This window comes from Alteromonas sp. 4NH20-0056, from assembly GCF_057539655.1.
Genome location: NZ_BAAJLS010000003.1, coordinates 62,412 through 76,414 on the forward strand (window position 1 = coordinate 62,412; position 14,003 = coordinate 76,414).

The 14,003-nt window shown below is 43.7% G+C and carries 15 protein-coding genes; 9 read left to right on the top strand and 6 right to left on the bottom strand.

Annotated features, from left to right (window positions below; all coding sequences use genetic code 11):
- The first annotated feature begins 2 nt into the window (after positions 1-2).
- Together AC27EZ_RS06430 and AC27EZ_RS06435 are read left to right on the top strand one after the other, a co-directional pair.
- Positions 3-839, top strand: coding sequence for a heme ABC transporter ATP-binding protein (locus tag AC27EZ_RS06430; protein WP_487134545.1), 837 nt, complete (start codon positions 3-5; stop codon positions 837-839).
- On the top strand, positions 817-1,545 hold the full coding sequence (locus AC27EZ_RS06435) for a HugZ family pyridoxamine 5'-phosphate oxidase (protein WP_487134546.1): 729 nt from the start codon (positions 817-819) through the stop codon (positions 1,543-1,545). Before AC27EZ_RS06430 ends, AC27EZ_RS06435 begins: the two co-directional genes overlap by 23 nt.
- Before the next feature lie 57 nt (positions 1,546-1,602).
- Here the strand turns inward: AC27EZ_RS06435 and AC27EZ_RS06440 are convergent, their stop codons facing one another.
- Complete coding sequence (locus AC27EZ_RS06440; RefSeq protein ID WP_487134547.1) at positions 1,603-2,364, bottom strand: SDR family oxidoreductase; 762 nt, start codon at positions 2,362-2,364, stop codon at positions 1,603-1,605.
- A gap of 9 nt (positions 2,365-2,373) precedes the next feature.
- Complete coding sequence (locus AC27EZ_RS06445; RefSeq protein ID WP_487134548.1) at positions 2,374-3,243, bottom strand: acyl-CoA thioesterase; 870 nt, start codon at positions 3,241-3,243, stop codon at positions 2,374-2,376.
- A 295-nt stretch (positions 3,244-3,538) separates the two neighbouring features.
- Between AC27EZ_RS06445 and AC27EZ_RS06450 the strand changes: the two genes are divergently transcribed.
- From AC27EZ_RS06450 to AC27EZ_RS06470, 5 genes are all read left to right on the top strand, one after another.
- Positions 3,539-4,375, top strand: a complete 837-nt coding sequence (locus tag AC27EZ_RS06450; RefSeq protein ID WP_487134549.1) for an enoyl-CoA hydratase/isomerase family protein — start codon at positions 3,539-3,541, stop codon at positions 4,373-4,375.
- Positions 4,376-4,534: 159 nt separating this feature from the next.
- Positions 4,535-5,314: a hypothetical protein gene (locus tag AC27EZ_RS06455; RefSeq protein ID WP_487134550.1), complete on the top strand. Its 780-nt coding sequence runs from the start codon at positions 4,535-4,537 to the stop codon at positions 5,312-5,314.
- Between the two features lie 162 nt (positions 5,315-5,476).
- Positions 5,477-6,613: a hypothetical protein gene (locus AC27EZ_RS06460; RefSeq protein ID WP_487134551.1), complete on the top strand. Its 1,137-nt coding sequence runs from the start codon at positions 5,477-5,479 to the stop codon at positions 6,611-6,613.
- A 126-nt stretch (positions 6,614-6,739) separates the two neighbouring features.
- On the top strand, positions 6,740-6,940 hold the full coding sequence (locus tag AC27EZ_RS06465) for a DUF2986 domain-containing protein (protein WP_487134552.1): 201 nt from the start codon (positions 6,740-6,742) through the stop codon (positions 6,938-6,940).
- Positions 6,941-7,242: 302 nt separating this feature from the next.
- Positions 7,243-8,142, top strand: a complete 900-nt coding sequence (locus tag AC27EZ_RS06470; RefSeq protein WP_487134553.1) for a glycosyltransferase family 2 protein — start codon at positions 7,243-7,245, stop codon at positions 8,140-8,142.
- Between the two features lie 12 nt (positions 8,143-8,154).
- Here AC27EZ_RS06470 and AC27EZ_RS06475 read toward each other — a convergent pair whose 3' ends face one another.
- From AC27EZ_RS06475 to AC27EZ_RS06490, 4 genes are all read right to left on the bottom strand, one after another.
- Positions 8,155-8,685, bottom strand: a complete 531-nt coding sequence (locus tag AC27EZ_RS06475; protein ID WP_487134554.1) for a hypothetical protein — start codon at positions 8,683-8,685, stop codon at positions 8,155-8,157.
- A gap of 189 nt (positions 8,686-8,874) precedes the next feature.
- Positions 8,875-9,111, bottom strand: a complete 237-nt coding sequence (locus AC27EZ_RS06480; protein WP_487134555.1) for a hypothetical protein — start codon at positions 9,109-9,111, stop codon at positions 8,875-8,877.
- 126 nt (positions 9,112-9,237) lie between these two features.
- Positions 9,238-11,817: a DEAD/DEAH box helicase gene (locus AC27EZ_RS06485; protein WP_487134556.1), complete on the bottom strand. Its 2,580-nt coding sequence runs from the start codon at positions 11,815-11,817 to the stop codon at positions 9,238-9,240.
- Entirely contained in the window at positions 11,814-12,425 is a 612-nt protein-coding gene (locus AC27EZ_RS06490; protein ID WP_487134557.1) for a class I SAM-dependent methyltransferase, read from the bottom strand. Before AC27EZ_RS06490 ends, AC27EZ_RS06485 begins: the two co-directional genes overlap by 4 nt.
- A gap of 206 nt (positions 12,426-12,631) precedes the next feature.
- On the opposite strand from AC27EZ_RS06490, the gene AC27EZ_RS06495 reads away from it, so the two are divergent.
- Both AC27EZ_RS06495 and AC27EZ_RS06500 read left to right on the top strand, forming a co-directional pair.
- Positions 12,632-13,546, top strand: coding sequence for a MipA/OmpV family protein (locus AC27EZ_RS06495; protein ID WP_487134558.1), 915 nt, complete (start codon positions 12,632-12,634; stop codon positions 13,544-13,546).
- 12 nt (positions 13,547-13,558) lie between these two features.
- Entirely contained in the window at positions 13,559-13,987 is a 429-nt protein-coding gene (locus tag AC27EZ_RS06500) for a DUF3019 domain-containing protein (RefSeq protein ID WP_487134559.1), read from the top strand.
- Positions 13,988-14,003: the final 16 nt, after the last annotated feature.

The window sequence follows — 14,003 nt, forward strand, 5'->3', positions numbered from 1 at the left end:
AAATGACAACTATGCTTACCTTAAAGAATATTACGGTAAAGCGCGGCCAGCGCCGTGTGCTAAATAACATTAACTGCACCATACCCGAAGGCAAGCTGGTGGTGCTGGTGGGAGAAAACGGCGCAGGAAAGTCTACGCTTATTCATACCATGGCCGGAAACCTAAAATTTGACGGGCAACTGCATTTTAAAGCACGTGCTATTAATGAGTGGGACGACCTGTCTTTGGCTGGTTATCGCGCGGTGATGACTCAACAAAATGCCTTAAATTTTCAATTGGGCGTGCCTGAACTTATTGCCATGGGGCGTTTCCCCATTGCTGAAACACAGCAGCAAAAACAACAAAGGGTGGCAGAATTTATAGACCGTCTTGCGCTTAACCCGCTGGCCGACCGACATACAGGGCAGCTTTCAGGTGGCGAACTGCAAAGGGTGAATATTGCCCGAAGCTTTGCACAGCTTGACGCGTTTAAATGCGGACATGCACAATCAAAAAAAGACGGCAGCAAATTACTCCTGTTAGATGAGCCTACGTCTGCACTCGACCTGCATTTTCAGCATCATTTAATGCAGCTAGTAAAAGCCTTCACCAAAATGGGTAACACCGCCATTGTGGCAATACACGATTTGAACCTTGCCTCGTTATATGCCGACGAAGTACTGCTGTTAAGTGCTGGCGAATTGGTGAGTTACGGGCCTAAAAACTCGGTATTAACCCCAGACTTACTCGAGCCTGTGTATCGCACCCAGATGCATATTCAGTCTCACCCAGACCTACATATTCCAATGATTTTTTCTCAACCTAAGGAGAACCTGAATGAGAGCGCAAGCATTAACTGAGGCTAAAGCACTACTTCGCGCCTGTGAAACCGGCGTAATTTCAACCATTTCACACAACTTGCGTGGTTACCCCTTTGGATCGGTGTCTCCATTTATCAGCTGCAGCGAAGGTAAGCTTTATTTCTACATTAGCGATATTGCGCAACACGCAAAGAACTTAGAAAAAGACAGCCGTATGAGCTTAACCGTATTTCATCAAGCAGAAGAAGGCGACCAAAATGCACATGGTCGAGTAACGGTTGTAGGTGATGCTGCGCCCATTAAAGGCGACAAAGCCTCGCAGATACTAGAACAATATGTACGTCGATTCCCTGAAGCCGAAACGTACAAACAAGCGCACGACTTTAATGTGTGGCAAATGGATGTGGTGCGTGTTCGCTATATTGGTGGGTTTGGTAAAATTTTCTGGCTAGAGCCAGAAGAATGGCAAGCGCCTGCTAGCCCATGGGGTATTGAAGCCGAGAAAAATATGATTGACCATATGAATGAAGACCATCAAGACGCTATGTCGCTTATTTTAGCGCATCATCATGCAATTCAAGACGATACACCCACTATGACGGGCATTGTGAATGACGGTTTTTATATCCACTCGAACAATAAAAATTATTATGTTCCGTTTGAAAATAGATGCACTGAACAAGGCAGCGCCCGAACCGAATTGGTAAGGCTCACCAACCGCGCCAGAAAAGCGCAGGCTGCATAATGTAAGGTAGTAAAGGTAGACGGCCTACCTACTGTCAAAAGTGTAGGCCGTTACTGACTAAAGCGCCGTAAAACCGCCTTCTATCATTAGCTGGTGGCCTAATAAAAATGACGATTTGTTAGAACTTAAATACATAACGCCATCGGCAATATCTTGTGCCTCGCCCAAACGGCCGATGGGGTGGGCACGCATAGCGACTTGCGCTAGTTTAGGGTCTTTTTCGACGGCGCGTTTTGTCATTTCAGTATTAATGACCCCAGGGCATACAGAGTTTACGCGAATACCTTTACGACCATATTCGACGGCCGCCGTTTTTGTTAGGCCTACTACCGCGTGTTTTGTCGCGCCATAAATACCCATTTTAGGCGATGACACTATGCCAGCAATCGAAGCGGTATTCACAATCACACCACCACCTTGCTTCATCATTTGTTCAATTTCGTACTTTAAGCAAAGCCACACCCCTTTTACGTTCACTGCCATTAGGGTGTCGAACATGTCTTCGTCTGCATCCGCCAAATAGCCGTGATCTAGGTCGATGCCTGCGTTATTAAAGGCAATATCTAAGCGGCCGTAATGTTCTACTATCGAGGCAACCATGGCTTTCACATCAGCCGATTTCGACACATCAGCTTTTATCACTAACGCCTCGCCACCCATGGCGCGTACTTCATTAGCAACGGCTTCAGCCCCGGCCTCATCAATATCTGCAATGGCCACTTTGGCTTTATTTTTGGCGTACTCTAAAATGGTCGTGCGGCCTATACCAAAGCTTCCGCCGGTAACTAACGCTACTTTACCTTCTAAATCTTCGTACATGGTGTGTCCTTATTTAATTCTAACTAAGCCTTCTTGGGCTACTGACGCTACTAATTCGCCAGATTGCGTGAAAATACTGCCGCGGTTAAGCCCACGACCGTTGCCAGACCATGGCGTATCCATGAGATACAACAGCCATTGGTCTGCTTTTATGTTGTTGGAATGAAACCATACGGTGTGGTCGATGCTAGCGGTGGCAACGTTGCTGTCCATCCATAACATGTCGTGGGGTCGACCACAGGTACTAAGTAGGGTTAGGTCTGTCGCATAGGCCAATATTGCGCGGTGCATCGCTACGTCGCTTTTCAGTGCCTCTTTTGCACGAAACCATGTGGCTTGGTTTAATTTTTTAGCGCTGCGTAAAAAGTGGGCTTCCTCATTAATAGGGCGAACCTCTATTGGCCTATATTGGTTTAGCATTGAATACACGTTGTCGGGTAGCACGGCTTTGTGTTTTTCCGCTAGCTGATTTTCATTTAACAGGTTATCTGGCGGCGGCATATCATCAGGCATAGGTATTTGATGATGGTACCCCTCTGCTTTCCCTTGAAACGACGCAATTAAATTAAAAATCGGCTTATTATTTTGCGTGGCGACTACCCGGCGATTACTAAAGTTTCTACCGTCTAGGTCGCGGTGTACCGTGTAATGAATGGGCTGTTCGCAATCACCTGGTCGAATAAAGTAGTTATGGCAAGAGTGTACTGCCTTGCTACCGTCTACCGTTTTAGACGCTGCCATTAGCGCTTGGCCTAACACCTGCCCGCCAAATACCCGGCCAGATGAAGACGGCAATTTATGCCCTAAAAATACATCGTTTTCTAATGAATCGACATCCAACAAATCGGTTAATAAATACGTTGCTGATAAGCCTTCCATAAACACACACCCACAATCACTGACGACACACCTTGTACGTACGATGTACAAACTGCTGTTAATTTTTTGAAAACAAATTGTTATCAATTGCTTATTAACAACTATAAGGTGAAACCATTTCCATGTGTGGTGTTTTTTCACGATCATCTATCATAATTTTGATTACGAACATATAAAGTAATCAACACTAAACCATAAAATACAACCAATAATTCGTAGCTAAAACCCTATTAAATGTTATTTAAAACAGGTGTTTAAGTAGTAAGCTGCCACTACAATATAACTAGGGAAAGCCATGAGTCATTCTTACCAATCTATTCACATAAGCGTGAGTAACGCCGTAGCAACCGTAAGCATAAACCACGGAGATATTAATTTATTAGACGGCATACTGATTAAAGATTTATACAAAGGGTGCCAACAGCTAGCTGCCGACGACCAAGTCAAAGTGATTGTTTTTGAAAGCAGCAACCCCGACTTCTTTGTTGCCCACGCCGACGTAAATATGATTATGGCGGTTGCCGACGCGCCAACGCCCGACGGCAAAACTCCCAGTATGTTGCAGGCCTTATTTGAGATGATCCGCCATATGCCGAAGGTAACTATTGGTAAAGTGGAAGGCGTGGCTCGCGGCGGTGGTAGCGAACTATTATTGGCAATGGACATGCGTTTTGCCGCAATAGGAAAAACACGTATGAGCCAGCCTGAAGTTGCCATGGGGTTAATTGCAGGGGGCGGGGCGTGCACCCGTTTACCTAAATTAATGGGCCGGGCAAAAGCCATGGAAGTGCTATTGGCCTGTGAAGACTTCGACGCTGAAACGGCTGCAGAGTATGGTTATGTGAACCGTGCCATTGCAGCCGATGCCATTGGCCAATACGTGACAAACCTTGCGAACCGCATCGCCGGTTATCCTACGCATGCCATTGCTGCCACTAAACGGTTAGTAAACCATAACGAAGCCATTGCCAATGAAGATTTCGGTCGTGAATATGCCGAGTTTTACGCGGCGGCCACTCATGAGGGTATGGCGCAGCGCATGCAAAGCGCGTTAGATAGCGGGTTACAAACCTACGAAAAAGAGGTTGATGATTTGGGCAAAACAACCGATTCACTACCCTATATGAAATAGCCCTGTGTATTGCGCGGCAACCATCAATAATGCTTGCCGCAGCTTGCTTTTTAACCACGTTTGCTGTTTAACGGTACGACGCACTAAACCTTTATGGGTATAACTACGTTAATGTAGTTATTATATGGCTTGGGCTAACGTGAAGGGGAAGTAAACGCAATGAACTATGAAAAATACTTCGAACCTTTAAAAGCAGTACACGCCGCTAATTTCAACCGATGCGTGTATTGTGGGTGCGAGGCGTCGGTGTCTGACTATATTCCTCCTATTAAATATATTCACGACTATCGTGATGGCACCAAAGAAGCCGATTTCGTTTCAGTACCCTGTTGTACAGAGTGTTTTTCTTTACTGAAAAACCACAACAGCGGAACGCTCGAGTTTCGAACTCTTGTACTAAAAAAACTGTTAGCTGAAAAATACAGCAAGGCCATAAGGGTGTTTAACCATTGGAGCCCAGAAGAAATAGCCGAAATGGATACCGCCTTTCAAATAAGCCTAAACGGCGGCGTAAGCTTGGGTAAAGAAACGCTGTCGCGCATTCGTTTTTCTGGGTTTGATTATGAAGTTAACGGCAGTATTACCCGCGTTGCGAAACCGCAAGAAAGCGTATTTACCGTGTTTGGTGAAACCTTTGCAGACTACAAAACCGCGCTTGAACACGCCAGTGCCACCTATCAGATTAAAAAAAGCCGCCTTAGCCAACTGTATTATGACAATGGAGAGTCGTTCGACAGCGCGATAGAAGCGTTTCATCGGTCTTTAGAACTGCAACGCCAAGAAGATGAAATTAAAAAGCCGTGCGACGATTTTGCAAACAAGTATTCGCAAAACCCAACGTATGTATTCAGAATGGTAAGCCGGTGGATGGCTGCTAACCCAGATCTTAGTGTTGATGAAGCGCTAGACAAGCTTTATAAACAGCGCATTTCGTTGTGATGAAACTGATGTACAGTATATAAATACGGGGAAAATGTTTATAGTAAAGCATGTTAGTTTTACGTAGGCAGTTAAGCGCGCTGCATAGCACCTATTAGCAGGCTTAGCTGCATAACAAGACTATTAAAAATGTTCGAATTGCTCATGTAAAAGGAAATTATCATGGCAACCTCAAAAGGATTTGGTTTTAAAGTCGTCATCATCGTTGTCATTATCGCCGCCAATTCGTTAGGCGTTTTATATCTCGCTCGTGATACCGTACCAATACCCACTTGGCTGCAAAGCCTATTTAGGTATTTTGAGAGCGTCGCTCAGCTTGAGATGCCCTCAGAGGCATTATCGATACCGCAATCTGAAACGACCGTCGATCCTATTCCAGCGCGAAAATTTGATTTACCCACATCAAATACAGCCAAACCTGAGCCCACGACAAAGCCCACTTTTTCTCACATAGAAAGATCAGTAACAAGGTGCCTAGACAAAAAGAAGCCACCCAAAACTAAGGCCTTGTATACGTGGGTTGATGGGCAGGGGGTAAAAAACATCAGCGACAAACCTAGGGTGCTTGATCAGGGAACTTCAGTGATGGTTGCACGAACCATTGAACCAGAAGCAATATCAATCAATTTTCTTACCCACAACCTATCTAACGACGTGAAAACGCAATTTAGAGAAAAAGTAAAAACAGCAATGGACATTTTTGCAGCAGTTACTCCTAAAGAAACCATTGTGCCGGTGGCTGCAAACCTTAGAAGTTTTAGCGATGAAAAGTCATATCACGAATACAGAAAGCGTTTTGGCAACCTACTGCCGTCAAACGTAGGTTTCTATTCAGCGAATAAAAATGAATCGGTCATTCTTATTCGCAAGCCAGAAGAAACGGTAAGAACGGTTGTTCACGAGGTTATGCATACCATTAACCGCCATTGGTATGGGCAAATGGTGCAATGGTTAAATGAGGGGATGGCGGTTTACTCAGAATCACCTAACAACCTAAAAAAGAGTGATTGGAGCGGCTATTTTCATAAAAATAAGCCTATTCCCTTATTAACATTATTTGAGGGGTCTAGAGAGAAGTGGAAAGCTGAGCCACCACGCTACTATGCAACAAGTTGGGCATTAGTCGCGTTTTTAATGGAGCAAGATAAAGCGCTCATGAGCCGATTGTTACTGAAAGAGTCAGAAAACGGGTGTAGCGAAATTACGATAAAAGATATTAAAACGCTTTCTGGCCAGGAAATATTCATGCTTGAACGAAAATTTCTAGCTTGGATGCAAAGAAAAAACTTAGTTTTATAGTGGGTTAGTTTCGCGCTCAAATAGCTACGGTTACTTCACTGCTTTAACTAAGACTCCTTAAGAGTCTTCTGCTTATGAACGTTGTATAATGTCTAGTGTCATTATGCCTGCTAGAGGAAACCGATCGTGAACCGTCGTAAAAAAATCATCAAAAAACTTGAGAAAAAAGACAAGAAAGCGAACGCTAAATTGCATAAAAGCAATAAGCCCGTTTATGTTTCAAAAGCTGAGCGTGAAAGGTTGGCTGAACTGGCTAATAGCGAGCAGCCCAGTGACGGGGAAAAGTCTAATGAAGAAAAGAGTAATGAGGAAAAGCGCACCGAATAACAGTGTATTGCACCCTTACCAAAACGTTTCACTCATTCCGCATTCTTATAAAGAGTAAACCCGCCGCTGTTGCCTATGAAAGAGATTCACACTGAATGAATTTTTTGCAGGTGTAGTTACTCAGAATATCGCACTAAGGCTATAAACTCTTAACTTTTCAATGTATTAGGCTAAGGCCTAATTATTGCTAATCCTCTGCAAGTAAGTATTACTGATATCAAAGGTAGTGCGTGGTTCAGTTTAATAACCACAACCGACGTTACGTTGATAAGCACTCACCAAAAGGAACTTAGGAGGTTTACATGCATTCACCTGTCAGTGTTGTCACGATAGTAAAAAATCGCACAGAGAAACTTTGCCGACTCATAGAACAGCTAGAGTCGTGTAACCCATTACCTGATGAACTTGTTATTGTTTGGATGCGCCCCCCATCAACGCTCTCATTGGCGAAAAGTGAGAAGTTTAATATAGTGCACAAGTTTGTGGCTAACGCAGAACTACCCATTGCAAAGGCGCGCAACAAAGGCTTACAGGAAGCAACAAACAACCTCTTGGCTTACATTAACGTTGATGCCGTTGTAGATAAAAACTTTATTGCCCAGGGTATGCACGCATGGCGTCCAAATTCCGTGGTGTTTACTAACGTGACATTTGTTCCAGAATCACAGTGGGTATTACCTCACGACACGTTATGCCAAATTAAAAACCAAGAACGACTAGAAGAGAGTAGCGACGACCTCTTAAGCCAGCAGAAGCATGATGGTGGCGCGTTTAGTGACGATAGCATTCGCTCAACGGTATTTTTTATTAGCAAAATAGACTTTAAGAAAACCGGCGGTTTCGATGAAGGTTACGAGGGCTTCGGGCTAAACGACGAAGACTTCTTTACGAATTGCCGTTCATTGGGCTTTTCATTACATCAACTAGATTTGCAGACGTTTGCGCCCGAGCGACCCAATTACCGCTGCCCTATTAATCACTTTCTTGATTTTGTAAGAAACGCTGAGCGCTTTCACGCGAAGTGGGGCATGAACCCATGTAACGATGTGCTAAATGCTTACGCTGATGCCGGTTATATTAATAAAGACTTTGAAAATACAGGCATAAACATTCTTCAATTGCCTAACTGCGAAATGCCTTCCGCTGAAGAGGAAGTGTCTGAGCAAGAACATGACGCAGGGCTAATTAAACAAACAGCTTAACTGGCAGAAAGGCTAATCAACAATAACTACCACAGCAGAGTGGTAGGTAATACTTAACGGGCCGCTAGTAACGAAGCGGTTAAATTTGGGGTTATCTGTACTGTACAACGTTACTTTGGTTGAAGCCATAAAGCCAAGAGGCAGTGGCAATGGGTGGGTATCAAAAGAGAAGTTGTACATTACATATACGCGGGCATCTTCAAAGCGCAATTCATAAGCAAAAAGTTTGTTGGCTGCATCTACCTCGTAAATACGCATGTCTGCAGTAGCAAGTGGCCCATATTGCTGAATATAAGCCGTAAGCGCAGCAATATCACCCTCCATCGTGTTTAATGGTGAGGTAGGCAATACCGTTACTGCATTCAGCGCTTCAAACAAAAGTGTTTCTCGTGCAGATAAATTACCCAGTGCAGGGCAAGTTTGGTTTGCACGCTCTGCCTTGTCGGCATCAACAGGTTCACCCTTACCCAATGCGTTAGCTAACCCTTCATTCAGTAACAACACATCTCGCTTATCGCTGTTTACCGAAAAAAAGCTGCACACCGCGTTGTTCCATGCAGCACTTCGCCATGGCTCGGTATAGCTTGGCTTAGGTTCACTCTGGCTTACTTGAAAAAACCAAATAGCGCCAGCTAATACAATGGCGGTGATCAGTAATGAAAATATTAGCCCTTTTTTGATGACAGCCTCGTTTTTGAATGTATTGGGTTTGGAGATTGAGGGAACAATATATTAATCTGTTGAAAAGCGTTTTTCTTTACACGCATAGCGATGCTCTTTTAGCGTTCGTAGTTTTTCTTTTAACCTCTCGCCTTCACTTACACTATAACCAGAGCGCATTTTGGCATTTATATTTTTTATATGCTTGTCGATACCTGCGCAACCAGACTCTGATGGCTCAAAGTCCTTACTGGCAACAGCCTTCGCTGAGATGAATAGTATGGGGATAAGAATCAATAGTTTTTTCATAAATCTTCCTTGATTAATCGTGATGTATCTTTCAGGGAGTACGAGTGTTGTAAGATACATTCTAGGTTGAGTTTAACTCAACTATACAGAAACTTAGTGCCTAGAGTAATTTGAACGATTCATACTTTAGATAAGAGCAAAACTTTCCGCTCTGAACGCGCCAGCTTCAACATGTTTATCGAAGTAACTTCTTCCATCTTCGAGCATCTGCTCTTTAATCAACTCTATATCGTTGCTCTCAAGCTTTTCCCATAGAACAGCATCAAACGCTAGTTTGTCTAAATCTTTGGCATGGTACATAAAGCTTTTGCGCTCAAACTTTTCAAACGGGTTTTGAAGTATGCTCTTTGATAGCTGCTGTTTGTCATTCAAAAATTTTTCATTATTTAGAGGGCTGTTGGACTTTTCCGCTTTACCGTATTTTACCAATAAACTTTTATAGAATGATTGGTAATCATCTCGAAGCAACGAAAGGGAAACTTCGCCAGTTTTATCAGCATGCTTAAGCATCAGTAGTAGGAATATAATTTTAAATGAGAACGTGTAATCTCGTTGCTCTAGGAATTCGAAAAAGTCATCTCTTCTCGTTGCCTCACTTCGAAGTTTTAGGTTTTTCTTTTCGCGTATTTCATCGATTCTATCTTGTTTGTAATAGTTGAGCATTTTATTACCAAATGGTAACTGTTTGTCTGGCACAATGCTTTGATTTTTAACCCAGTTTTTTATTGTTCCAGTAGAAATGAAAAGCGCCCGAGCTAGTTGCTCGTCATTAATATAGTCGCCAAACTCATCTTCAAAATTAAATAGTTTGATGGGGTGAAGTTTACGCGGTTGCTCATATAGATGGTCAAGGATTATCTCCTCTCCTACAAAAGCCTCGTTTGGATTGAATATGTCCGCAAAGGGTTTGTATCCATCAAGGTTAAATATGCTGTGAAGGCTCCATGGTTGAAGCGCTGGACCGTAACTATCCACAATATCAATGGCGTAAAGTGCTTCCTTTCCGGGATGATTACGTGTCCCCCTTCCTAGTTGCTGCATATATAATACTTTTGACATGGTTGGCCGGGCCATCACAATAATAGATGTATTGGGGGCGTCCCATCCTTCATTCAGCAAATCGCATGCACACAAAAAGCGTACTTTACCTTTTTTATATCTATTCAATCCTTCTCTGCTAGTTGCAGAAACTGCTTCTGCGCTAATCTTATGCTTATTTAATAATGCAGCGAGTCGGTTAGCATGCTTTACGTCTACGCAGAATATAACGCCTTGATGCGAGGATAAAGATTGACCGGTTACAACATCTTGCTGAGTGAAGTATTTTAATATTACGTCTACGATTAGTTGGTCTCGAGAGGGTAAAACCACGTTCTTGTTCAAGTCACTTTTAACAAACTCTTTTCCGTTAAACCGAACCTGTGAAAAGTCAATGTTGCTCTCTAAACGAAAAGCGCGGATCGGTGGCAAAAGTTTTTGCTTTATCGCCTCTTCGAGTGTCATGTTTAATTGATAGCGACCGAATATTTCAGCTAAATCTTTTTGGTCTAATCGCTTGTCTGTTGCGGTGCATCCAAGCAGTGTTTTTGGATTAAAGTGCTCTAATACCCGCTTAAGTCCCTGTGCAGGCGCATGATGTGCTTCATCTACTACTATGTAGTCAAAGTGGTGCGAGGACAGAGAGGCAAATTGCCGCTGTATTGCCTGTGTTGTTTGCACTATGACATCAGCGTTAAGGTCAGTTATTTCTGACGATACGCTTAGGGTAGGGATTCGTTTTAAAAATCGGCTCTTTGTTTGTTCGCGAAGATCTTTAAATGGAACAATAACCAACGCTCGGTTAGCATTGCCTTGTTCCTTTTGGTTACCGTAGTCAGCAATAAATACTTCGGTTTTCCCTGTTCCAGTCGGCAATACTAGCAGGAAGGTATTCTTACCCTGTGTTCTACTATTCTCAATATCTGCTAGCGCATCTTGTTGGTGTTTGAAGAGGGAAAAGCCAATATCCCTAAATTGGCTGGCTGTGGGCTTTGCGCAAAATTTATCTTCATGCCCGAAGTAGTGTCTAATTTGATCTGCAAACTTCTTTTCATCAGCCATTCCCGCATTCGACCAGCGAAATACTTTAATACCGCCTTTCATGAGCGAATTCTGCTTAAGTAGTTGAGATTGATATCGAGATTGGCTTATGTGAAGCGGATGGTGAAAGCTTTCACCGTTTAGTTCAATGGCTATTTCCCCGTCAATGGTCTTGAGAACGTAATCTACATAACGGCCTCTTCCAAGTAAGTCGACATACTGGTATTCGCGTTCCAAGGCGTGCAAGTACTTTGAGCCATAAACCTGTTCAAATAAACTTTCAAAGTTATATTCAGGCCGCGTTGGGTCAGTTTCGCTTATTTGTCTGTCAGTGCCAAACTGCCGAAAATCATACTCATCGGCACTGTCATTTAAAAATGCATCAATCAGTAACTCATCTTCTGGCTGCTCGTTGTCGATAAACCGGTAAACCCGCTCAAATTTATGCATGAGCATGTTCTGCCACCCAGTGTATTCATGGTAGCGAAATGTTGGCTTATTGCTGCCATAAAGTTGCGTATCTAAAACAATTCCGACTTTTTGACTACTATCGCTAAAAAGATAGGAAGTGAATTGAGAGTCGACTTGATGGAAACCTTGTTTTTTTAGGTAGTCAGACAGCTTCATTTTTTTACTTCACGCATCAACTCAACTGTCACCCACTTCACATCATCACGCTTCAACCCGTCTTCACTGGGTACGGGGTTTAAATTACGTGCCACTAACCCATTGTCTGCTGCTAATGTTTGCAGTTCTTCATAGCTTACCGGGTGCATGGGGCGTGCATCGTCACTTGGACCAAAGCGCAGGCTTATGTACATTCTACCGTGGTCTGAAAGTCGCTTAGCTAAGTGTGCTAACGCTATTGGCCTGTCGCTTGGGGGTAAGTGCATCCACACGGCCGACAATAAAATTAAGTCAAACGTGTTGTATTGTTGGGGTAGTGTGGTTAGTTCGGGTAAGTGGGCGTTGCACCACGTTACCTGCTTGTGTGCGTTTTGCTGCGCTAATGCGCGCAGTGCATCGGCGGGTTCTGCTGCCACTACATGCCAGCCTTTTGTGGCTAACCAGTTCGCGTCGCGCCCGCTGCCAGCACCTATGTCTAATGCTGTGCCAGGTGTAACTGTGCGTAAGAAAGCATGCCAGTCGCTATGCACGTTTTCGGCGTCTACCGAATTGTAAAGCGTATAGTAGTGCTGTGCTTCGTCACTGTAATGCTGAATGGTACGTTTCAAACTGTCGATGCCTCCTTGATCTTACCTACACATTATCGCATTCATGCTTTTTCAGCCACAAACAAATAGCGCGCGTTGCCTCATTTATGGCTGTTTGAACATACACTGATACAGTTTGATACAAAGTGAGAATTGGCGTTACAGCATCGGCGGGTTAACCTGTTTAGCATAAGCATCAGTTACTAAAAAAGATGCGAGGAACGCAGATGAAACACGTTTTACAACACACAATGAAAAACACACTCGTTACCATGGCGCTTTGCTGTGGGGCACTATCTACATTGGCCGTGGCCGACACTAGCAACGCAGAGTCTGGCTCAGATAATGGCGTTTTTGCGGCTATTAGTATTGGCGGTGGGTTAGCGAAACAAAGCGGTATCGACGGCAACCTAAACGTTAATGAAAGCTACGACGATTTTTTCTTTTTAAATATCGAATTGCGAGCGCAGTGGTACGGGTTGTTCGTTGAATTCCCGGGCAGAAGTCAGCAGCAAATTGACGGTCAGTTTTCAGGTGCGTCGCTAGGTTACAATTTTTATAACACGCAGAATTGGTCTTACGATCTCTATGCTGTTCATGCATCTCAAGGCAATACTTATAATGCGGCTTCGCCAGAAGGTACACTTAGTTTTAGCCGTGCAAGCGACTTTCGCCTAGGGCTTCGAGCAAGTGGTTATTTCGAAGACTTATTTACGCAGTTTATTGTAACCCCTTACAGCTTTCGCGATGAAATAGGCGGTGTAGAAGCCTCGGCATCTATTCGAAAAGACTGGCAATACCGCAATTGGAATATCTATAAATCTATTGGTGTTCGTTATCGCTCAGAAAGTATCGTAGATCACTATTACGGTGTAGACGAAAACTTGTCTGACTTACTTATACAAATTGTCGCTGACGATGAGAATATCGATAACTTAACGGAATATTTTTCGCCCTACGAAGCAGACAGTGGGATAAGCGTTCATGGTGAAGTCGGCTTCGAATACCCTATTAGCGAGCACATGGTGTTTGGAGGCTTTTTTCAGTATGTCGTGGCGTCAGATTCAGCAAAAGACAGCCCTTTATTTGTAGGTGACAGAATAGGTAACTCTTTTGGCCTTTCACTCACCTATGTGTTTTAAAGGAGGGTGATCATGATATTACTGAAACGCTCTTTTATAAAGCATAGTATGGTCGTTGCGCTTACGGGGTTAAGCGGGGTGTCGTTTGCTCAGTCAGTGCCGCAAGGGCCGCAACAGCACGCTGCTAGTGCAAACATAATACTGCAACCCACAAAATGCGTATCACTGCGACAAGGGCAGGTGTGCTTTGCCGATGTTGAGCTTAAGTGGAACACAAGCCAACCGGGCCATTATTGCCTTAAAAGTAATACGCAAACAGCGCCTTTACAATGTTGGAACTCTGTACGTAACGGGCAGTTTTCTGGTGAAGTCAGCGCCGATGAAAATGTTGTATTCACGTTGACAAAACACGGCGACGCTAAAGTATTAGCGCACGCTGAAATGGAGCTGGCGTGGGTATACAAGAAAAAGCGCAGTGTGGTGTCGTGGCGAGTATTTTGACGCCATTAAGGAATTT